The sequence below is a fragment of the Aliikangiella litoralis genome (genome assembly GCF_052495765.1).
On record NZ_CP199292.1, the window covers coordinates 1,784,599 to 1,807,483 of the forward strand.

At 38.1% G+C, this 22,885-nt stretch carries 13 protein-coding genes; 7 read left to right on the plus strand and 6 right to left on the minus strand.

The genetic code is table 11. From position 1 onward, the window contains the following. Positions 1–5: 5 nt before the first annotated feature. Complete coding sequence (locus ACT5E3_RS07535) at positions 6–1,169, minus strand: DUF484 family protein (protein ID WP_444997684.1); 1,164 nt, start codon at positions 1,167–1,169, stop codon at positions 6–8. Positions 1,170–1,476: 307 nt separating this feature from the next. Between ACT5E3_RS07535 and ACT5E3_RS07540 the strand changes: the two genes are divergently transcribed. From ACT5E3_RS07540 to dinB, 7 genes are all read left to right on the plus strand, one after another. Then, complete coding sequence (locus ACT5E3_RS07540) at positions 1,477–1,701, plus strand: hypothetical protein (RefSeq protein WP_444997685.1); 225 nt, start codon at positions 1,477–1,479, stop codon at positions 1,699–1,701. Between the two features lie 525 nt (positions 1,702–2,226). Further along, positions 2,227–3,738 carry a DNA recombination protein RmuC gene (locus ACT5E3_RS07545; protein ID WP_444997686.1) on the plus strand — a complete coding sequence of 504 codons (1,512 nt, stop codon included), beginning with the start codon at positions 2,227–2,229 and terminating at the stop codon, positions 3,736–3,738. Between the two features lie 124 nt (positions 3,739–3,862). Next, the gene (locus tag ACT5E3_RS07550; RefSeq protein ID WP_444997687.1) at positions 3,863–5,251 is read left to right on the plus strand and encodes an aminoacyl-tRNA deacylase and HDOD domain-containing protein; all 1,389 of its coding nucleotides are present in this window, start codon (positions 3,863–3,865) and stop codon (positions 5,249–5,251) included. Between the two features lie 205 nt (positions 5,252–5,456). Further along, positions 5,457–5,723, plus strand: coding sequence for a PepSY domain-containing protein (locus tag ACT5E3_RS07555; RefSeq protein WP_444997688.1), 267 nt, complete (start codon positions 5,457–5,459; stop codon positions 5,721–5,723). 5 nt (positions 5,724–5,728) lie between these two features. Then, on the plus strand, positions 5,729–6,412 hold the full coding sequence (locus ACT5E3_RS07560; protein WP_444997689.1) for a response regulator transcription factor: 684 nt from the start codon (positions 5,729–5,731) through the stop codon (positions 6,410–6,412). 3 nt (positions 6,413–6,415) lie between these two features. Further along, complete coding sequence (locus tag ACT5E3_RS07565) at positions 6,416–7,753, plus strand: ATP-binding protein (protein ID WP_444997690.1); 1,338 nt, start codon at positions 6,416–6,418, stop codon at positions 7,751–7,753. 118 nt (positions 7,754–7,871) lie between these two features. Next, positions 7,872–8,930: a DNA polymerase IV gene (gene dinB / locus ACT5E3_RS07570; protein WP_444997691.1), complete on the plus strand. Its 1,059-nt coding sequence runs from the start codon at positions 7,872–7,874 to the stop codon at positions 8,928–8,930. Positions 8,931–9,122: 192 nt separating this feature from the next. Here the strand turns inward: dinB and ACT5E3_RS07575 are convergent, their stop codons facing one another. The 5 genes from ACT5E3_RS07575 to ACT5E3_RS07595 all read right to left on the minus strand — a co-directional run bounded on the left by ACT5E3_RS07575 (position 9,123) and on the right by ACT5E3_RS07595 (position 22,655). Further along, positions 9,123–9,998: an arginase gene (locus ACT5E3_RS07575; protein WP_444997692.1), complete on the minus strand. Its 876-nt coding sequence runs from the start codon at positions 9,996–9,998 to the stop codon at positions 9,123–9,125. Positions 9,999–10,198: 200 nt separating this feature from the next. Then, entirely contained in the window at positions 10,199–11,965 is a 1,767-nt protein-coding gene (locus tag ACT5E3_RS07580) for a phytoene desaturase family protein (RefSeq protein WP_444997693.1), read from the minus strand. Further along, a complete protein-coding gene (locus ACT5E3_RS07585) occupies positions 11,949–12,236 on the minus strand; it encodes an NAD(P)-binding protein (protein ID WP_444997694.1) in 288 nt (95 codons plus the stop codon). Before ACT5E3_RS07585 ends, ACT5E3_RS07580 begins: the two co-directional genes overlap by 17 nt. Continuing rightward, positions 12,226–21,567, minus strand: a complete 9,342-nt coding sequence (locus tag ACT5E3_RS07590; protein ID WP_444997695.1) for an amino acid adenylation domain-containing protein — start codon at positions 21,565–21,567, stop codon at positions 12,226–12,228. Before ACT5E3_RS07590 ends, ACT5E3_RS07585 begins: the two co-directional genes overlap by 11 nt. 26 nt (positions 21,568–21,593) lie before the next feature. Then, on the minus strand, positions 21,594–22,655 hold the full coding sequence (locus ACT5E3_RS07595; protein ID WP_444997696.1) for a sterol desaturase family protein: 1,062 nt from the start codon (positions 22,653–22,655) through the stop codon (positions 21,594–21,596). Positions 22,656–22,885: the final 230 nt, after the last annotated feature.

Sequence of the window (22,885 nt, forward strand, 5' to 3'; positions counted from 1 at the left end):
TGAGTCTAAATACGTGCTAATTTGATACAGTTTCTGCCTGCTTCTTTTGCTTCATATACAGCTTTATCTGCCATATTAATTAAGTAATTTTGTACTGCATCTGCATTTTCTAGTTGCTGCTCTTTTGGCTCCCAAGTGCTAACACCAAGTGAAATGGTAATGTGAAAGTATTGATGAGTTGTTTCTTCAATTTTAAGTTGCTCAACTTTTTGCCTAATTCGTTCTGCTATTTCCATTGCTTGGGCTGCATCACATTCTGGCAATAAAATGGTGAACTCTTCACCACCAAATCGTGCTAATACATCAGACTGTCTTAATAGTGGAGTAATTGACTTTACAACGGCTCTTAATGCTTTATCTCCAACTAAATGGCCTTTGTTATCATTAATATTTTTAAAATGATCGATATCAATGAATAGACAAGAAATAGGCATTAATGAACGACTAGCTCTTGCAATTTCTTTAGCGAGTGATTGAAAAAAGTAACGTCTATTTTTTGCTCGGGTTAGCATATCAACCAAGCTTAAGTGAATATATCTTTCTTGATTGATAGAGTTTTCAATACAGACACTAATGATTGAGCCTAAGTGTTGTAAAAAGTTAGTGGCTAAATCTGGGTGGAAACGTTCAAAGTCATTACTACCTAAATGAAGGCTACCAATAATTTTCTTACTTCGGTAAAGTGGTATTTGCGCGACACTTTGACATTGGTTACCTGTATGAGAAAAGAGTTTGCGAATGACGGATTGGTTTTGACTCAAATTGAGCTGAATTGTGTCAGTGTAAAAGCTTTGGATCTGAATGGGGTGTTCAACATACTTAAGATTAGGAAAATATAAATCATTATAAATTGCATCAACGAGTCGTTGTATTTCATTTTCGTGATCAACCAGTATTAACTCTACCTGAGTTAGTTGAAGTTTTGATTTTAAATCATTTAAAACCCTTTCAAGTAAACAAGCATAAGATTGAGACTCCAAAAAATAGAGCTCTAACTCGTAAAACTTTTCTTGAGTATTCTGGTTTTTATTGGCACTGTTAATGAGTTGTTTAAGTGTGTCTTTTAGGTAGTTATTTTCAGCTAATATAGATGCATTACTTTGTTCTGATGAAGAATCACTATTCGGTTGACTTCCACTTAAAAGCGCTGCTTTATTGAGATTGTTCATTAATGATATCAAACTCTCTTATTACTATTACCATCATAGACAATGGACACTTTCAGCTTTATAGCAAACGATAGTTCATATAATGAGATATTTCATGGTTTGCTTTACTGCTAATCAGGTAAGTTTGGCACATAAAAGTGCTTTTTTCTGACTATATTTTATACTTGCAAACTCGTTTTAGGTTTTTAAAAAGTGCTTTTTAAGAAGTGCTATTTAGTAGGGGGTAAAAAGGTGGTATATTCAAATCAATTGTATCTATACTGTTTAATGCATCTTTGCTAATCGTCTGATAAATAAAGCGAGATTTATGTCAAAACCTGACTCCGATAATGAAATAGTTAGTGATAATGTCACTTGGACCTCACAAAAAAAAGATGAGAGAAAAGAGAGTGAGCGTCGATCAGGAGAAGATCGGCGCCAAATGAGTGGCAGGACTATCACTGTACCAGATATGCGCCAAGGAGAACGAAGGAGTGGCAAAGATAGACGAAAAGTCCGTTTGACCATCACTGGTAGAGCAATGAATATTTAAAAAAAAACTACTTGATTGAGTAGTGGTTTCTTTGGTAGTATATTTGCTGTTGAAGATAACTTCCTGCTGATGGCTTTAATACTCAACGTAAATTAGGTTGGTTTATCAGCATTGTTTATGTTGACCCCAGATTTTCTCCACAAAGAAATATTATCGTCGCTGGGTAGGCTCTCAATTAAAGTTATCTTGATAAAAATTTGATTCACAAGGTAGTGATATATATAAAACTGATTTTTAATATGATGACCTTAGGTATATGGCAGGTTTGCTAGCGCTGATCACAAACACATGGATAGGTTGTAGCTAAAGTCGTAATGGAGCAATGATGTTTTATTTATTTTTATCTCGGGTTGTTATTTTCAACGCCAGCTTAATTAGCAAGTAATAGAAAGTGATTGACCATATTATTTTAAGCTAAACAGAATTCAGTTCTCTCTATTCATTTAAAGTATTAATAATTGGAAGCTGGTAATTTTGAGGATTGTTGACATTGTGGATTATTGACATTGTGGATCACTAAGAATAATGCAAAATTGGTTTTCTCTGCTTAACTTTGAGGTTGTATTAGCTTTAGCTGCTATATTAATTTTATTGCTGTTAATCGTTTTATTATCGATTAAAAGACAACAAGCTTTTTTTAAAAAGTCGATAGAAAATATCCACACCAGTATGCTGAACCTCTCTCAGCAACAAAATGAATTCCAAGCCAATATAGAAATGATGCTTGCTAATGGGCAACAGCGCCTATTTAATACGATAATGCAAAATCAAGATAAACAAGTCTCATCAATTAGTGAATTGCAGCTTAAACTTGAGCGGCGTTTTTCTGAGTCAGGTTCGTTATTGAGTGAAAATTTGCAAACATTTAAATTGCAAATGTTTCAACATTTTGCAAGTTTAAAAAGTACAACTGAGAAAAAGTTGAGTGATGGCCATCATCAACAGACAATTGCGCTTAACCAGTTTGCTGAAAAAATGAATATTGATATGGCACAACATCAAACCCTGATTAGAAATGAAATTAATGAACAGATTAATCAAGGAATAAAGCGCCTTAGAGATGATCTTGAAAGAGGTTTAACTAAACAAAGTGAAAGTTTAGAGCAGAGTATTTCTAAGTTAACTCTAAATACCGATAACCGACTTAAAGAGATTAGTGGTCAGGTAGAAAAAAGGCTAGCAGATGGCTTTAATCAAACGAATCAAACTTTTAATGATGTTGTTAAACGCCTTGCGCTTATTGATGCGGCACAGAAAAAAATTACCGAACTATCATCGAATGTTGTTAGTTTACAAGAAATATTAAATGATAAGCGTTCACGGGGTGCTTATGGTGAAGTTCAGCTGCTATCACTAATTAGCAATACGATGCCTAGTAGTCACTACACTATGCAGAAAAAACTGTCGAATACAAAAATTGCTGATTGTGTTTTATTATTGCCTGAACCAACAGGAAAAATTGCAATTGATGCTAAGTTTCCGCTGGAAAACTATAAAAAAATGAGCGACTTAGAATTAGCTCAAACTGATCGTATTGAGGCCAGCAAGTTATTTTCCAAAGATATTAAAAAACATATTAATGATATTGCTAACAAATACATATTACCACCAGAAACAACAGATGGCGCTGTGATGTTTATACCGGCTGAAAGTATATTTGCTGAAATTCATGGGCACTTACCCGAGCTTGTCGAGTTTGCTTACCAGAAAAAGGTATGGATGGTATCACCTACAACTCTTATGGCTATTTTGACAACAGCTTCTGCTGTAATTAAGGACGAACAAACACGTAAACAAGTTCATGTCATTAAAGAGCATTTACAGTTTTTATCACGAGATTTTGAGCGTTTTCAAGAAAGAATGGATAATTTATCCAAGCATATTGGACAAGTTTCTAAAGATGTTGAAAATGTTCATGTTTCTGCAAGAAAAATTTCTTCAAGGTTTAGCAAAATTGAGCGGGTAGAGCTAAATGAGAAAGCTTCTGAACAACTCAATGAAGAGGCTTTAAAAACAATCCCGGAAAAGCTTTTATAACGATATATGAGAAGTAATACTGGTTTATAGGCATTTGTTGAATGAATCGATGAATTTTTCGGTAGGAGAGAGAAAAACAGGCTATATATTAAGATAGGTATTAATCAATTTGTAGGTAATCGGTTTGTCAATTCCTAAATCAATTTTAGAGCAATTAGAAAATGATAGTGTTGAGTTTCAAGTAATTGAGTTGCCTGAAGCATTAGATAAATTAAATGCAGAAAGGCTGTTAAAGGAAGATGTTAATCAGTTTGTGCGGGCGGTCGCTTTAGTTGAAGGAGAGGCTGTTAAAGTGGTGGCTTTACCATACACATCATTACTTGATATGAAGGTTATTTCCACATTGAAAGAATGTGAATTTCGAGTGTTAACTTTAGAAAAGCAAAATGCTCTGTTTAAAGGTTGCCATGAAAACACTTGCCCTCCAATTCCCAATGTTTGCTCAGCTAAAATGATTATTGATTCCAGTGTTATTGAAATGCCAGAAATCATTATTGAAAGTGGCGATCCCACTTGCTTATTGAAGCTTAAGCAGAATCAGGTGAAAGCTTTATATAAAGATGCAGAAACCCTTGCTTTTGCAGCTAGCCAAGAAAGCATTTATGCTGGCCGGGAAAAGAAAGCAAGCAATGAAGATGTTGATGTCAGTTTTACCGCGATAAGGCTTAAGCAAAGAGTTGATGAAACCTTTGATCTACCTGCAATGCCTGAAATAGCACAAGACATCATGAAGTTAAGAGTAGATCCGAGTGCAGATGCTACAAAGTTAGCTAAAATTGTTTCGCGCGATCCGTCCTTAGCCGCACAAGTTGTCAGTTGGGCTAGTTCTCCTTATTATGGTTATCAAGGAAAAGTTGATTCGGTAGAAACAGCAATTGCACGAGTATTAGGGTTTGAGTTGGTGATGAATTTGGCACTAGGTATTTCTATTGGCAAGTCACTTAAAGTGCCTATGGATGGCCCGCTAGGTGTCAGAGAGTTTTGGAAACAGGCCATTTATAGTGCGAGTTTATCTGAGAAGCTTTGTCGCATTATGCCTATAAAGCAGCGCCCTGAGAGAGGACTCATTTATCTTAGTGGGCTATTACACAATTTTGGTCACTTATTGCTTGGACACATTTTCCCTCCACAATTTAACCTCGTCAATACAACAATATTAGCAAACCCTCATATTGCTATTGAAGATATTGAGTTTTACGTACTTGGGGTAACTCATGAAGAAATTGGTGCCTGGCTAATGACTAATTGGCATATGCCTGATGAGTTAATTGTTGCAGTTCAAAGACATCACCAAGAAGAGTTTTGGAGTAAGCATGCGGTTTATTCAAATATCGTATTAGTCGCTAATCGTTTGTTAAAACGTTTAGGTATCGGTGATGCAGTAGACACTAATTTACCTCCATCTACAATGGATCTTCTTTCTATTGATGAGGATAATGCTGAATCAGCGTTGAGAGATATTGAGTTAGAATCTGAAACGTTAGATATAATGGCTAAACAATTGGTTGCTTAATCTATTTAAATTGACGACAGTGATGTTGCTGACGAGCTGACTTTAGTTCAGGTATAATTCAGCTTTTCTTTGTTATGCTATTGATCAGGTTACTGCTGGAAATAATAAAAATACTTCAGTAACTCACTGAAAGAGCCAATGATTATGGGCTCTTCAAATAAGCCATGATGTAGTATTAACACTAACTTCACTGACCGAGCCAATTATGAAAAAATTGTATTTGAGCATTATCACTTGTTTATTGGTTACTGGAAGCTTAAACCTTGTTAGTGCTGCTTCACCCAAAAAAGCAAATGATGCTTGTCAGCTTATTACGAGTAACGAAGCAATTAATCGAGCGAAAAAACAAAGCGGTGGCGGAAAAGTTGTCAGTGTTAAGTTAAAGCGTAATGGTAAACATTCTGTTTACCGGGTCAGAGTGTTAGTTGCTGAGAAACGAATCAAAAATCTTTCCATTAAAGCCTGTAGATAAATCTTATGAAAGTATTAATTGTTGAAGACGAGATGCGTCTTAGAGAAAATATAGTTGCGTCTTTTAAAGCCGCTGGTTATGCCGTTGAGTCGGCAGAAAATGGAGAAGACGGTCTATTTTTAGCCCAAGAATATCCTATTGATGTCGCAGTAATTGATATAGGGTTGCCAGGAATGTCTGGATTGGAGTTAATTAGCGAGTTGCGTAATAAAGGTAATCAATTACCCGTAATCGTTTTAACAGCGCGTGACTCATGGCAAGATAAAGTGGAAGGTTTATCTACCGGTGCTGATGACTATATGGCTAAACCATTTCAGTTTGAAGAGCTGTTGGCAAGATGCAATGCTCTTTTAAGGCGTTCGGCTGGTTATGCATCGCCGACAATTAAATTTGCCGATATTGAAATAGACACTATGGCCCAGTCTGTATCTAAAACAGGACAGGTGATCGAACTAACTGCCTATGAATATAAAGTGATTGAATATTTATTTCTTAACCCTAAAAAGGTTGTTTCAAAAACAGAGCTAACCGAGCATATTTATGAGCAGGATTTTGATCGTGACAGTAATGTTTTAGAAGTTTTTGTGGGGCGGCTCAGAAAAAAAATTGATCCTAACCAAGATCTAAAAATCATACAAACCTTGCGTGGTCAAGGTTATCGTTTGAATCCAGAGTTTCTTGAAAATTAACGTATGCGTACCTGGTCTCTTAAAAAGCGAATGACCTTGGTGAGTGCGCTAGTACTTATTTTTGCATTCACAATTATTTATTTAATTACAAAGTCTGCGTATACCATTGCCAGTAAAACCAGGATTCAAGAAAGCTTAGTGGCTCAAATATATGCCTTGATGGCTGTTGCAGAAGATCGTGATGCACAGTTAACCATTCCCGAAATATTACGCAATGATCGATTGAATCATTTGAATTCCGGCTTGGTCGCTTATGTTTTAGATGTTGATGGCGATCTAATTTGGCGATCGCGTTCTAGTGACAACTTTTCTGTTTTACCACATATTGCCCTAAAGTATTCTATTGCAAAAATGACGGAAGCTGAGTTAGATGGCAGGCAGATGTTTTGGATTGGGGATAAAATAATATGGGAGCATGAGAATGGCATGGAAGGGGAGTATCTTTTTCTGATAGGAGAAAACCAGTCTATATTAAGGAGTTCGGTCCGTAAATTTAAAAGAGAAATATTTGTTTGGTTATCCGTTACAGCGGTTTCTTTAATTTTAATATTAATACTGGCTCTTAACCGTTCTTTAAAACCACTCAAAGATGCTCAAGAGCAAATAGAGCTGATCAGTGTAGGCGATGTCGAAAAAGTGAATGGAAACTTTCCTAGTGAACTTTTACCATTAACTTCTAGTATTAACCAATTGCTTGAGAGCGAAGGCCAACAGAAATCACGTTATCGTGATACATTAGGCAACTTAGCACATAGTATTAAAACACCATTAGCGATTATTAAAAGTGAATTAGGCAGTGCTGCGAAGACAAAAGAATACGACTTACTAATGGCACAAGTTGAAAGAATTGATGATATTGTTCGTTATCAATTAAACCGCTCTGTGGTTACTGCCGGACAAACTTTGAGAAGAAAGTCGTTAATAGAGCCGGATATTAAAAAGATTGTAGATGCTTTAAACAAAGTTCATGTAGCAAAGTCACTGAACATATCCTATCAAGTAGAAAAAGGTTGTTATTTTCCTGGTGATAGAGGCGATCTGATGGAGCTAATGGGCAATCTTGCTGATAATGCTTGTAAATTTGCAAAGTCTAAAGTCAAAATTAATGCATTTAATCAAGATAAAAGTGTTGTTATAAAAGTTGAAGATGATGGAATAGGTGTACCGGAAAAGAAAAGGCGACTAATTCTCGATCGAGGAAAACGTTTAGATCAACAAGCGGAAGGACAAGGCTTAGGTTTATCTATTGTTATGGATATTATTAAGATCTATAAAGGTGATATACATATCGAAAAAAGTGAATTAGGTGGCGCTGCATTTAGTTTAATTGTTCCTTATTAATTGGCCAATGTTAAAAAGTTAACTACGAATAATTTATTATTCCCTTATTATTCCTCTCTTTTGTGTTATGATAACTACTAGTTTGAGTAGTGCTTTTTTTTTCTGGTAAATATTAGATATGCGAAAAATCATTCATGTTGATATGGATTGTTTTTATGCAGCAATTGAGCAGAGGGATGATCCTGATTTAGCTGGAATGCCTGTCGCTGTTGGTGGAAATCCTCACTCACGGGGTGTTGTTTCAACGTGTAATTATGAAGCTCGTCGTTTTGGCGTGCATTCGGCTATGCCATCGGCACAAGCTGCCAAATTGTGCCCTGAACTCATTTTTGTTAGACCAAATATCAATAAATATAAGCAGGAATCCATCAAAATCCGAGAGATTTTTTCGCAATACACTGAACGTGTTGAGCCACTGTCATTAGATGAAGCTTATTTAGATACAACCGATTCAGATAAATGTCATGGTAGTGCAACCTGGATTGCACAGTCGATATGCCATGATATTTATCAGGCAACCCAACTAACGGCTTCTGCCGGTGTGGCTAGAACTAAATTTTTGGCTAAAATTGCCAGTGATTGGAATAAACCGGCTGGTTTAAAAGTTGTATTGCCAGAAGATGAGTTAGCATTTATTGAACAGTTACCTGTTAAAAAACTGCATGGTGTTGGGAAAGTAATGACGGCTAAACTAGAAGCTATGGATATTTTTAACTGCAAAGAATTACGGCAAGTTGACTTAAGCATTTTACTTAAAAAATTTGGAAAAACAGGAAAGTATTTATTCGATTTATGCCGAGGAATTGATCGACGTGAAGTGAATGCTCATTCAGCAAGAAAATCATTGAGTGTTGAAAATACTTTTGAAGAAAATATAACTGACTGGTCAGATTGTGAAAATGAATTACACCAACTGGTATCTAGTTTATCAAGGCGTCTCAACCAGTTAGATAATGCAGAAAGTATTCGAAAAGTTTATGTGAAAGTCAAACTCGAAGATTTTACATTACATACTGCGGAATCGATTTCCATTGGGCTGGATGTTCAGTTGTTAGTTGCACTATTTAAACGCTTAAGGAAACAATACCCACAACCAATACGCTTATTGGGTATAGGTATTCGTTTTCCAGAAAAAGTAGCAAAGCTAGCTAATAGGCAGTTAGATATTCCTTTTTAGTTATAGCTAAATCACTATAAATTGTCACAATAAAAGCCGCTATTTTTGCCGCTCTTTTCGTTGTCTGACTTGTCCATAGAGCGGCTATGCACTGCGCCAGACGCCTTAATAGTGACAAAAATCCCTGACTTTTCTCTATGCCAAGTGATAGTGATTTAGCTATAATTGAACTTTTTTATAAGGCCTTAATTTTCACTCAATCGCCAATATGATATTTTTGATAATATTGAGAGTTCGCTCTTGAACATCATTTTCTGGATTAAACTCGGCAATTTCTAACGCGCAAAATTGAGGATCTTGTTTTAAATGTTTAATATTATTTAAAAGATCTTTTGCTTTTATGCCATTGGCAATATGGTAGCCAGTTCCGGGGGCATCTTTAGGACATAGTCCATCAATGTCAATACTCATACCAAATAAGTCACATTGTGCTCTAAGGTGAGCTAATGCTTCTTGAAAAACAATAGAAAAACCTCGTTGCTCAATTTCTTCCATGTAGAAAATTTTACTGCCCAGTTTTTCCAACAAAGCTCTTTCCTCTGGTTCATAATCCCGTATGCCAAGCATGCAGATATGTTCGGGCTGTATTTTGGGATTAGCATCGCCAATTTTTGTTAAAGCGCTATAACCATGTCCTAATAAAGCGGCAATTGGCATTCCGTGTATATAACCACTGTGTGTTGACTCAAATGTATGACTGTCCATATGAGCGTCAATATAAAGTAATCCCATATTGCCTACCTGGCGAGTAGCGCAAGCAACCCCACTCCATGTACCAACGGCTGAAGAGTGATCGCCACCAATAACAATTGGAAATTCTTTATTACTGATTATTGAGCTAACTTCTTGTGATAAAAGCGTACAACAGTCAGATACTACATTCATAGCTTCCAAACCAGTACTATTAATATGAATGTCGTCATGTTCAATAATTTTCCCCCAACAAAAGCTTTCTTTTTCTGGTTGCTTTGAAAAAAAATTTTGACATTCTTTAGGCCCTAAACGCGTTCGATTGTTTCTGGCACCTTGACCACAAGCATATCCTGTAATGACACTTTTGGGTTGCATTATGTTTATCTCTTTTTGAAGCTTAACGCTAAAAATATTTTATTGTTTGATTCAGGTTATTTAAACCTAGTTACATGACATGAAAATAAAAAGGATATAAAAATTCAATCTTATTTAGTGTCATGGAGTATTGCTCCAGCGTTCGCAATGGTCTTTTTATTAATACGAACACTGGTTTTTCTACCAAAAAATCGTGACCTTTATGTTTTATGAGACTTCGCTAAAACATTGTTGGTATTCATAACATGAGGTGCTTGTATTGGTAAACCAACAGGGGGGGCTATTGTTGTTGTCTGTTTTTTTCGCTCTTTATAGATCACATGAGTTGGTGCGACAGCATTGGGATCGACTTCAGCATGAAATGTTTTATTATCATCTTTACAAATAAATTGTAAGACATGCCGACCTGCTGCTGCTGCACGGATTAAGCCACCTGTAGTTGCCCAAACTCCTGATAAATAAAAGTTTTTTAATCCTGGCATACCGGGCCCAATACGTTTAACTTCGTCTTCTAGTGTTTCACCGCTTTCAACAAATGGTTGCCAACCAAGCACTGAACCATCGTAATTAGCTGTGTAACGTACTTGTGTTAAAGGGGTGGCTGTATCTTTGGTGGTCACTGCATCTTTTAGTCCTGGAATGTGACTGTCTAAAAAATCAATAAGTAGGTTAGCTGTTTGACGTTTTGCCGACTGGTATTTAGGACCTCGCTTAACAGGAAGCGTGTGAACCTTTTCACCTTTAAACATTCGGCTTACTTGTTCTTCTCCTTCCGCTAGTTCTCGCCAAGGTTCAATATCACAAAAATAACTCAGATAGATAATACTTGTACCTTCTGGTGCTAATTCGGGATATAAAGCATTACGAAATTGTACGTTAATACTAGGATGAGTGATGCCTGGTAATTTTTTAGCTAATTCGTCAGGTAATATATAGGTGGTGCAATATTCACCTTCGGGAAATTCGCGATTTAACCCCAAAAACAAAGTGAAATAACCTGGAAATACCATTCCTGGTTGCTTAATCGTTTCAGTATAAAGCTTTCGGTATGTGTCGTTTAAATATTTGCCTTTTAACATTTTCATGACAGTTGTATAACCATCGCTTGCAGAAACAATAATGTCAGCATAGCGCTCTGTACCATCAGATAATTTCACGCCAATCGCTTTATCATTTTCAACTAAAATTTCTTCCACTTTAGTATTGTAACTTATTTGACCACCCAGTTTTAAAAAGCGACTTTCAATCGATTTTGCTAATTCCAATGAACCGCCTTCTGGTACGCCAGCGGAGTGAGTTGCGTGAGAAGCTAACTGAAAATAAAAAGGTAGCACCGGAAAATTTGGATGTTTTTCATAAAGAATAAAGTTAAAGGCTTCACGTAAAGTTGGATTTTTAAAACGAGCAGAATAATCACTCATTAAAACGGTAATTGTTTTACGAATAAGATTAAAATAGGGAACAAATGAAGCCATCATGAGCCAACGTTCATACCATTTCATCAGACCAACAGGTTGCAAGAACGGATAGACTTTTAAGCATTTGATAAATTGTCGTAAACCATCGCAGAATGATTTGATTTGCTTTGCGTCAATAGGTGAAATCTCTGTTAAATGCTGTTGTAGTTTATCGGGATCAGAATAAAACCGTACGGATTGTCCATTTGCCGTAGTGACAATATTAAAAATTTCAGGGTGACGTATTTCTTTACCATCAAGAGCACCAATTTCCCGCCATATTTGATGCATTTCATTTCCAGGTCCACTTCCTAACAACCAACTAACACACCAGTCGAAAGTGAATTTTCCTTTTTCCCACGACGTGCAACAACCGCCGGGAATTTCGTGCATTTCTAAAATTTGAGTTTGGTAACCATTCATTTGTGCGTAGCAACCGGTGGATAGTCCGCCGAGTCCTGCGCCTATAATTATCATTGATTCTCTAGAGGAATTATGCGGCTGAGACATTACTAGCTCCTTTTTTTGGTTTGAGTGGTAAGTCAATATCGTTATTAATTTGGGATACTTGATCGGCATCATCACTAGGTGCTGAACCGAGTAACCATGCTGTGCAACAGCCTCCAGGTATGACATGTCGCTCTACAATATGAGTATCAAAGCCATTCATTTGTAAATAGGCCTCTGTTGCCATGCCTGCTACACCCGCTCTTACAATTAAAACTTTTGGACGCTTTTTTTTTGTATTAGCGGGTTGACCTTTTGATAAATCAAGAGGCATGTGCAGTGCTCCTGTTTAATGCTTCTATGACCAATTTGGCATTAGTATCAACATATCCTTCGTCGAGCATATCGGCATGTTTTCCTGAGCCTTTTAAAACGTTAATGTTTTTGTTTGAACTTCCATGCCAACTCCCTTTCTCTCCCGAAGCATAAAGGTCAACTTTGTCTTCATCGGCAATCACACTAATCGGTGCATTTAATTGGCCTGAATTAATGGTTTGACTTGAAAAGCTAATATAGTCTCGTGCTTGTTCAAGTGTTTCATCTGCCACAATATTTGAGCCTGTATGTTTTAATAAATGTTCGCTTAACTCTTTTTCAAACTCAGATATGATGGTTTCTTTAAACTCAAAAGTTTCACTGGTACGGTAAGCATCCATCATTAGAAGGTGACGTACTGTATGGCCTCTTGTTTCTAATAGTTTGGCGACTTCAAAGGCCAAATTTCCTCCGAGGGAATAACCAAAGAGAGTGTAGGGCCCGGTTGCCTGTTGTGCCTCAATGAGATCGGCATAGTGCTTAACTTTGTCATCACCGACTAAATAATTAAATGAAACAAAGCAGTAATTTTGCATGGCTGCTGCTAAGCGTCGATAAACCAGTCCATGGCCACCAGCGGGAGGAAAACAAAATAAATTCTCTGTTTGATTTGAATTAAATTTTAAATAAGGTTGTGAGCCTGTTTCGCGACCAATAATAATATTTTCGAGTGTTTTAGCCATACCGTAAAGCGTTGATATTTTAAATAGCTGACTCACCGAAATAGTAATATTGAATTCTGTTTGTAGATAATAAATGAGCTCTATCAATTTGGCAGAACTACCACCCACAGCAAAAAAGTCTTGTTGTAAACCAACTTGTTTTAAACCAAGTAATTGTTTCCAATGTTCAGCCATTCGAACTTCGTACAGTGTTTGAGGAAGTTCAATAATTTCTTGGCTTTCGTTGACTTGCGGGGTCGGTAAAGCTTTAATATCGACCTTACCGTTAGGTGATAAAGGTAGTGTATCAACGATGACAAACCAAGTTGGGATCATGTAAGTCGGTAAGTGAATCCCCAAATGTTGACGGAGCTCTTTGGTGTCTAAAGTTATATTTTTAGCTGGAACACAATAAGCACAAAGTTGATTTTCATTGCGTGTATCCGTTTGGATAGTAACCACTACATCTGAGACGCCAGGAAATGTTTTTAGCTGGGTTTCTATTTCTCCTGTTTCAATACGATGTCCGCGAACTTTAATTTGATTATCTGCTCGCCCAAGTAAATGTAATGAGCCATAGGGATCCCATTGAGCTAAGTCGCCTGTTCGATATAATCGTTGACAATGTTCGCCTAGTTGAATGGTTTGAAAACGTTGTGCAGTTAACTCGGGTGCAGCGACATAACCTTGGGCAACACCTGCGCCACCAATCCACAATTCGCCGGGAACACCAACAGGTACAAGTTGTTGGTGTTGATCAAGCAGGTAAACTTCGCTGTTAGTAAAAGGGCGGCCAATAGGTACCATGCGTCCATTTTCCAGTTCATCAATAGGGCCTTCAAAGTAAGTACTGTCAATGGTTGCTTCACTTAAGCCATAAGAGTTGACTAAGCGACCTGATGGAGCACAGAGTTTTTGCAAGCGTTTCATTTCCTCAACTTTCCATGCGTCGGAACCGACAATAAGTAAGCGGATAAAGTCGAGGTGTTTTCGCTCAATTTCACAATAGTTCATTAAACTGCGAGCTATTGCTGGAACAAATTCAATGCAGTTGACTTGTTCAGCGAGGAGTGTTTCGTAGAGTTGTGCAGTATTAAATAAAGTTTCTCGCTCTATTAACACCAAAGTACCACCGGAACATAATGCTCGTAAATAATCTCCGGCAAAAACATCAAAAGAAAAACTAGCGATTTGTCCGAAAGTATCGACTTTATCTTTAAGGTGATAGTGTTGCTCCCAACCTTGATAAATGGCCGCAAGATTATTATGTGTTACTTCAACTGCTTTAGGTCGACCTGTTGAACCTGAGGTATAAATAACATAAGCCAGATCTTCCAATGAGATTGGTTTTAATGATTGTTTTTTGTTGATTCTTGTGAGCTGAGGATCATCAAGTTGAAGACATTGACCATCCCAATCCAGCGTATCTTTTCGAGCAATGGTATCGACTATTGTTAAGCTAACATTGGCATGGTTGAGCATATAACTTTGACGATCAACAGGGTAGTCAGGATCTAATGGCAGATAGGCGGCACCTGCTTTAAGCACTCCTAATATTGCTATTATTAATTCCGGTGATTTAGGTAGGCATAAGGCAACAATAGCACCTTGTCCAATTCCTTGATGTTGTAAGTTAATTGCTAATTGAGTCGATTGCTTAATCAACTGTTGATAATTCAGTTGTTGTTTTCCACCACTGGCTAACGGCATACTGACAGCTATTTTTTTACTATCTGAATAAGTATCAATTAACGATGTGATAGGGGAGAGTGTTTCTACTTTTTGTGTTGAGCCACTCCATTCTTGTAGTAAGTAGTGTTCTTCTTCGGAACTTAATAACTTTAATTTTGAAATAGCCGTGTCTGGTTTCTCTAACATAGCTTCTAACAAGTTTTGATAATGCTTGGTCATACGAGCCATAGTTTCTGCTAAAAATAAATCGGTGTTGTATTTGAAAACACAATGGAAACAACCATCTGATTGATCTTCATAGGCAGAAAGTGTTAAGTCGAACTGACCTTCTTCTTCGGGGAGCTCAATATAATCTAAACGATAACCATATTGTTCACTGGAAACTTTGTGGGCTAATAAAATAAACATAGCTTGAAAAACGGCCGAACGGCTTGGGTCATGTTGTAAACCGAGTTTATCGACCAACATGACAAATGGATATTCCTGATTATCTAAACCGTTGAGTACTATTTGCTGAACCTGATTGAGTAAATTCAGTGTATTTGGATCGTCACTTAAATCGGCATGCAGAGGTAATGGGTTAACAAAATAACCATAGACTTGTGCGAATTCAGGTTCAGTGCGTCCGAGTACTGGGCTGCCTACAATAATATTATCCTGGCCTGAGTAGCGATGAAGTAGCGCATAATAAGCTGAGAGTAATACCATAAAAACAGTCACGCCTTGCTGGTTAGCAAATTCTTGAACTCGTTTACTCAACACCTTATCCAGTACAAAAAACTGAGAAGCGCCATTGTTAGTTTGCACAGCAGGTCTTGGTTTATCGATGGGTAAGTTGAGCACCGGAACTTCATTGGGTAAGTGTTCTAGCCAATATTTTTGCATGCGTTCTGCATCGGCACTGGCGAGAAAACGATTTTGCCAATTTAAAAAGTCCAGATAACGGGCTTTAATCGGTGGTAAAGTTATTGGTTCATTGCGTCGCATACTTTCATAAAGAGCGAGTAACTCATCAATAAACGTAAAGGTTGAAATAGCATCGGAAATAATATGATGAACTGCTTTCATAATGATCCATTGATCATCTGCTCTACGATATAAACGGAAACGCATTAATGGGTCGTAAGCCAAGTCGTAAGGTTTACGATAGTCGTCAATGATCATTTGATAAATATCGTCCCATTGATGGTTTTCAACATCAACTAAACCAATATCTTCAAATACATCAGGAGAAATCACTTGCATCGCTTGGCCATCTTCTTGTTGAATGAAGTTAGTTCGCAACATGGGATGCCTTCGGATCAATTCTCTAACCGCCTCAAACATTAATTCTGGCTCTAGTTTGGTGCGGACTTCAACTGCGCCACCAATGTTGTAGGCAAAACCATCAGGGTTTAAGTGTTTGAGAAACCACAACGCGGTTTGGTTTTGAGTTAGTGGATATTTATATTCATTGGTGAAAGTTTCAATTTTTTTATGTTGCTCTTGGGGTTCAGAGTTTTCACTGATTTGCTCTGATAAGTTAGTGTATAACTGATTAACCAATTCTTTTACCTGAGTACCTGATAATAGAGTTACTACAGGTAAAGCAACTTTGATATCGCGCTGAATTCGAGCTCGAAGTTCGATAGCAAGTAACGAGTCTAAACCTAAGTCATTTAAACTGTTATTTTCGGTGATTTGATCGGATTTTATGCGCAACACATCGGCAACAACAAAAGTAAAGTGTTCTTCAAGCAAAGCTAAGCGCTGTGTTTCATCAGCTTGATGGAAACGGTCAATAAAAGAGCTTTGTTCGGTGGTTGTTTGTTTGTCTTTTTGCTCGGCTGCTAAATCGGTAATCAGCGGCGGTAAGCGTGGATACCAAGCGGTAAATAAAGGCCAGTCAATAACTGTGTTTACCATTAACTGAGCATGGTTTTGCCCAATCACTCGTGTTAGCACATCCATACCTGCTTCTGGTGAAAGAGAATTCATGCCGCGACTATTACGATAATGATCAATTAAGCCTAACTCTTCGATCATACCGGTTGCCCAAGGACCCCAGTCAATCGCTAATCCAGGCATACCTTGAGCTCGTCGGTGGTGAGCGAGTGCATCAAGAAAAGCGTTGCCAGCAGCATAGTTGGTTTGACCCGCGGTGGTTAGAAGTGAAGCGACTGAAGCAAATAAAACAAAATGATCGAGTGGTTCATCTATCAGGAGCTGGTGCAGTAAATAACTACCAACGACTTTGGGTTTATAAGCGGCATCAAAAAGTTCTGAAGTCATGTCATTGATTAACGTATCACGAACTTGCCCTGCAAGATGAAATACTCCTCGAATGGGTGAGCGAGAGGTTTGTCGGAAGTTTTCAAGCCAACTATGCAAACTATCATGACAAGTGACATCAACTGATGCAATAATTGCTTCAGTGCCTTGTGCTTCCAGTTGTTGAATAAAAGCCACATGTGAAGCCAAAGGTGTGCTCGGATCAATTTTGTGCCACTCTGTACGCGCAGGTAATGTGGTACGCCCCATTAAAATGAGACGTCTTGCACCTTGTTTCACTAATGTTTGGCAAACGAGTTTTCCTAAAGCACCAAGCGCTCCGGTAATTAAATAGCAGCCATCAGTGCGTAAGCGTAAAGGGAGTGGACGTGATAAGTTAGTTGCGGGCTGCAAACGACAACTGAAACGTTGGCCTGCACGCCATGCTGTTTCTGTTTCATCTTCGGCTTTTAATTCAAGTAAAAGCTGTTTGGCATCGGTGAGCGTATCTGTTTTTTCTACTGATGACAGCGGATCGAGATCAACTAATTTACCATGATTATTAACGAGTTCTTGATACCACAATACACGTCCAGCACCCCAGATTGCAGCTGCTAATGGTTCGGGAGTATCTTGCGCTGTTACTGCTTGTGCACCTCGTGTGGCAACAAGCAGTTGTGCTGAGTTTTGAGTTTGTGAGATAGCTTGTGCTAACACAATTAATGGGTAGCTACTATATGCATGATTGGCAAGCAGTTGAGAAGCATCACTATCGATAAGTTGTGGTGAGCTTAAGTTCCATAAATATAAAATTGACCCAATGTTTGCAGAGTATGTTGTTTTGAGTGTTTCAAACAGTTGTGTTAAGTCACTGAGCGATCCAGGATTAACGGTTGCAATATGAGTGAGCGGATCAAAGCTAAATTGCTGACCTGTTGAAACCAGACAATAAGATTGATGGCGTTCATTGAGTAATTGAATCACCGATTTTGTTAAAGAAGATCCGGCATCGGCAAAAACTAATGTTAACTCATTATTGACTGTTTTTTCTTCTGTTGTTGTAGAAGGTAATTCTGCTGGCAGTGGTTGTTCTATCCAGTTAACTTCTGTTAGCCAACTATCAATGGTAGAAAGGTTAACTGTACTAGAAGCTTTTTCAACATTAGCTGCACGGAAACCTGTGATCAGGCCTAATGGATTTCCTTCAGTATCAAAAATTTCAATGTCACCGATGACCTCATCAGTATTACGCTGTGTTATTTTTGCATGTGCCCAGATCGGTTGGCTGCCAATTTTTTCGGTTCTAATTTCGGCAATGGATAGTGGTAAACGCATATTAATCGTTTCACGATTGTGATGCGGAATTTCGGTGGTTAAAAGTACTTGAAAACAGGCATCCATTAGTGCAGGGTGGAAGTGATGGTTATCAGCATCTTGACCTAACATTAATGGGGGCTCTATATAAGCCAGAGCTTCATTTTTTCCAACCCAACTTTTTTCGATTGGTTGAAATGATGGGCCGTAGTGATAACCCATTTCGCTTAAACTGGTATAACACTCTTTGCTATCCATTGTTAGATCGCAACGATTTTGTATTTCTTGTTTTGAAAGAGTTTGTTGCTGTCTTTTTTTCTGGCTGGCTCGCAGGCAACCCGTTGCATGAATAACTGGATCTTGTTCTTCGTTGGGCAGGGTTGCAATATTAAAACAGGCACTGTCCTTATCAAAAATAAATTGAACTGCTTTTGTATCGGCTTCTGGTAAATAAAGGGCTTTTAAAAGTTCGATATCAGCAATTGATGCGGCAGTATCTCCTGTGAGTGAGTACATTGCCTGAGCGGCCATTTCGATATAACCCGCAGCCGGAAATAGTACATTCCCTTGTATGCGATGATCATTTAAGTAAGGTTGTTTCTCGATATCTAAATAAGTTTCCCACGAAGGTTCTGCACAAGGAAGGCGACGTCCTAATAAGGGATGTACGCTTTCTCCTAAACGAACTTGCGCGACTGATTTAGCTTCGGCCCAGTAACGATCTTTTTTCCAAGGGTAGGTGGGTAAGGTAGTGGCAATACCTCCTTCAAAAACGGGTTCCCAATCAATAGAAATCCCTAACGCATGTAGCTTGGCTAAAGATTGTTTAAAACGTGCGCCTTCATCTTCAAGACGACGGATAGAAGGGATTACTTTTCCGTCAACTTGTCTTGCCGATAAGCATTCGAGTATTGAATGAGCAAGTACCGGGTGGGGGCCTATTTCAAGGAATAAGCGGTAGTTGTCATTGGTAATTTGATCGATCGCTGTTTTAAAGTGAACACTGTAGCGTACATTCTCCCACCAGTAAGCTGCGTCTAGTTCTGTACCAATTGCTTTAGTATTGCGAGCTGTTAAATACAGCGGTAAATTGGTTTTTTGCGGTTTGATATCAGCTAGTGCATCAAATAGTTCTGCTTTAATGTCATCCATTTTTGCACTGTGATAAGGGACGCTGACGGTAAGAAATTTACAAAATATTTCTTGTTCTTCAAGTACTTTAGCGACTTCTTCTAATGCGCTTTTTTCTCCCGCAAGTGTCATTGCAGTTGGACTGTTGATGGCGGCAATGGCGACTTGATCACCATAAGGTGCGATCAGTTTTAGTGCCTCTTGCTCATTGAGACTGACGGCTAACATAGTACCTGTGCCGTCGAGTAAATGTTGCAAACGGCTGCGGTGTAAAATGACGGTGATTGCATCTTCTAGTGTGTATACGCCGGCTTCATAAAAAGCGGCTGCTTCCCCTGCGCTGTGACCAACAATTGCATCGGGTTGTACACCATAAGATCGCCATAAGGCTGCTAGTGCAATTTGTAAAGCAAAGTTAGCTGTTTGTCCCAACCAGGTTTCAGACATATGAGAGTCTGATTCGCTTTTATTCAGTTCTTCAATGAGTGACCAGTTTGCTTGTTGACTAATTTGTTTATCACAGGCTTCAATGACTCCACGATAAACTGGCTCGGAGTGAAATAATTCACGTCCCATTCCCCACCACTGTGGTCCCATTCCTGTAAAAACCCAAACTAGTTTTTGTTCGGCTTTGGGCAATTGAGTGTCTGTTACTATATTGGGGTTTGCTTCGTTAGCAAGGAAATCATCCATATGTTGTAATAGACTTTCTCGATCTTGATAGACGAATGAAAGTTTTGATTCAAGAGATTGGCGACGATAGGCCAAAGTATGTCCAGCGTTAAGCAAAAAGTCAGTATCCTTCTGATTAGCCTCAATGGCCTTACGCATTCGTTTTACCATTTCGGTAAAATCTGCTGGATCTTTGGCCGTTAGCGGCAGAATCGAATACTGAGGAGCGGCTTTTTTAATTGGTTGAACTGAAAGAGGGGCTTCTTCTAACAACACATGTGCATTAGTACCACCAAATCCAAATGAGTTGACTCCTGCGCGAGCTAGACCATCATGCTTTGGCCAGGGTGTGGCTTCTCGTGGAATATCAAATGGTTGATCGTCAAGGTTTAAAGCTGGGTTAACTTTCTTGATATTAATATGAGGTGGTATTATTTGATGTTTTAACGCCAGTGCCGTTTTTATCAAACCAGCTACGCCAGCTGCAGCTTCGGTATGACCTATGTTGGCTTTAACGGAACCAATATAGCATTGAGAGTCTGGTTGGCGATCTTCTGCTAAAACTTTACCCAATGCGTTTGCCTCAATTGGATCGCCTACGGGGGTTGAAGTTCCATGTGCTTCTATATATTGAATTTCTTTGGGCTTAATGCCTGAACGTTTACAGACTTGGCGAATTAAACGAGTTTGCGCATCGCCGCTAGGAACGGTGATACCGTTGGTTTTTCCATCTTGATTAACGCCCGAGCCTGTTATAACTGCATGAATAGGATCACCATCACGTAAAGCATCTTCTAGACGTTTTAATGCAACCACACCAACACCTTCTGAGCGAACATAGCCATTAGCATCGGCATCATAAGTTCGGGAAAGTCCTTCTGGAGATAGAAAGCCGCCTTTTGATTCGGTAATGGTGTACTGTGGCGTCATATGCAATAGTACTCCACCAGCTAAAGCGACATTGCTTTCCTTATTGATTAAACTTTGACAGGCCAAATGAACTGTGACTAAAGAAGAACTACAGGCGGTATCTACAGACATGCTCGGTCCATTAAAATCAAAGCAATAAGAGATACGGTTGGATAAAATAGTCATCATTGTTCCGGTCGCTGTATGTGCGGCTAAACCTTTAAAGCTGAGATCGGCGAATTGAACAATTTTATAGTCGAGAGTGAAACCACCGATAAAAACACCAACATTTTTTCCGGCTAGTGAACTTGGATGTTGACATCCATCTTCAAGTGCTTCCCAAGCGACTTCTAATAATTTGCGTTGTTGTGGATCCATATATTCCGCTTCACGTGGACCTATTCCAAAAAATGCGGGATCAAATTCGTCAAAGCCATCGATATAACCACCTCGTCCACCAGTTAAACACCCTGGTTTAGCTTTGTCTTTACTGTATAGACTTTCTGCGTTATAACGATTTTTTGGAGTTGGTATAATACAATCTTGGCCGGCGAGTATGTTTTCCCAGAAAGTTGAGTAATCATTGGCCCCTCCTGGAAAGCGACAACCAATACCCACAATGGCAATTTTTTCACAGGGAGCGTTTGCTTCAGTTAACATTTGAAAACCTCATGTTGTAAAGTAAATTATGTGAGACTCATGACAAGTGCAGCGGTGATTAATGCAGATGAAATAACAAATAGTCGGGGCCAAAACCGCCACTCAAATTTATTTTTTTCTGGCACTTGCGAGTAATATTTCTTTTTTCTAAATGGATGAATTAAGTTTTTGAATATGTCATTTGATAATGGAAATGTATTTGGCTTTCTAACGCCAATCTCAATAGGTTTTCTACCTGGCTGCCAAAAATAACTGTTGAATAGTCGATCCCAAATGGTGATATCAACACTATAGTGACCTGCTTCTGTGATATCGACACTATGATGAAGTCTGTGTTGCTCTGGACTGCCTACCCAGTAATTTAGCCAGCCCAATTTTACGTCAACATTGGCGTGTGAAAAGTATCCTTGAGCAATATTGAAAACACTTACCACAAAAAGAGCAGGAGGCGATATGCCTATTAATGCCATTGGTAGTTGGGCTAAAAGTCGTCGTCCAAAAACATCAAAGATATGGTTAAGAGCATTGTTGCCAACATTCACTTTATGGGTTGCGTGATGAATTCCATGAAAACGCCAAAGCCATGGTAATTCATGACTTGCTCGATGAAAAACATAAGTGCCTAATGAAGTGAGTAGTAAGGTGAGTACAATTTCTAGCCAAAGAGGGATGTTGGCATCAAGTGGAGGAACTAATGAAGCTATATAAAAGATAGCAGCAACTGATGATGCTCCTCCCATCATTGTCATAAAAAGATAAATACCATCACGTCGCCACTCTTTTGCATTGGGATGCCATTCTTTTTTATAAGGAATAAAACGTTCGCAAATAGCTAAATAAATGATTGTACAAAATAAAAAAGTGATATTACATAACCCAAAATCTATTGAAAAATAAAAACCACAAAAAATTGTTAATGCGACGGCTGACATTAAAATTGGATAACAAGCGTGTTTTAAAAAAGTTTCTAATGGTTTGTTTTTAGAAAATGATTGCTCTAATGTTATATCGATATTGTTAGTTGCTAATTGCTCTTGTTGATTTTTTTGTTCTAACTCAAATGAGCTAATGGTTTTTTGAATATTCATTTGTATCTGTCTTCCAATTCCTGATGATTATAATTCAAAAAATATATTAAAATTTAAAAGAAACATATTCGGTTTTTATAAAAAACTCATTAACCCTGTTTTAGTTAAGGTTTTTTTGAGTTAAATGAATGTTTTTTTTGCTTTTTTATTTTTGTTTTTTTTTCTGCCGCTTAAAGATGGTGGGACTTTATTGTTTAAATTTTATGAAAACAATATTTTTTTTTAAAAAA

What these genes read in the sequence shown, in the direction of transcription:
- ACT5E3_RS07595 (WP_444997696.1), bottom strand. Translation starts at nt 22,655, where the DNA reads ATGAATATTCAAAAAACCATTAGCTCATTTGAGTTAGAACAAAAAAAT.
- dinB (WP_444997691.1), top strand. Translation starts at nt 7,872, where the DNA reads ATGCGAAAAATCATTCATGTTGATATGGATTGTTTTTATGCAGCAATT.
- ACT5E3_RS07575 (WP_444997692.1), bottom strand. Translation starts at nt 9,998, where the DNA reads ATGCAACCCAAAAGTGTCATTACAGGATATGCTTGTGGTCAAGGTGCC.
- ACT5E3_RS07560 (WP_444997689.1), top strand. Translation starts at nt 5,729, where the DNA reads ATGAAAGTATTAATTGTTGAAGACGAGATGCGTCTTAGAGAAAATATA.
- ACT5E3_RS07585 (WP_444997694.1), bottom strand. Translation starts at nt 12,236, where the DNA reads ATGCCTCTTGATTTATCAAAAGGTCAACCCGCTAATACAAAAAAAAAG.
- ACT5E3_RS07535 (WP_444997684.1), bottom strand. Translation starts at nt 1,169, where the DNA reads ATGAACAATCTCAATAAAGCAGCGCTTTTAAGTGGAAGTCAACCGAAT.
- ACT5E3_RS07565 (WP_444997690.1), top strand. Translation starts at nt 6,416, where the DNA reads ATGCGTACCTGGTCTCTTAAAAAGCGAATGACCTTGGTGAGTGCGCTA.
- ACT5E3_RS07580 (WP_444997693.1), bottom strand. Translation starts at nt 11,965, where the DNA reads ATGTCTCAGCCGCATAATTCCTCTAGAGAATCAATGATAATTATAGGC.
- ACT5E3_RS07555 (WP_444997688.1), top strand. Translation starts at nt 5,457, where the DNA reads ATGAAAAAATTGTATTTGAGCATTATCACTTGTTTATTGGTTACTGGA.
- ACT5E3_RS07545 (WP_444997686.1), top strand. Translation starts at nt 2,227, where the DNA reads ATGCAAAATTGGTTTTCTCTGCTTAACTTTGAGGTTGTATTAGCTTTA.
- ACT5E3_RS07590 (WP_444997695.1), bottom strand. Translation starts at nt 21,567, where the DNA reads ATGTTAACTGAAGCAAACGCTCCCTGTGAAAAAATTGCCATTGTGGGT.
- ACT5E3_RS07540 (WP_444997685.1), top strand. Translation starts at nt 1,477, where the DNA reads ATGTCAAAACCTGACTCCGATAATGAAATAGTTAGTGATAATGTCACT.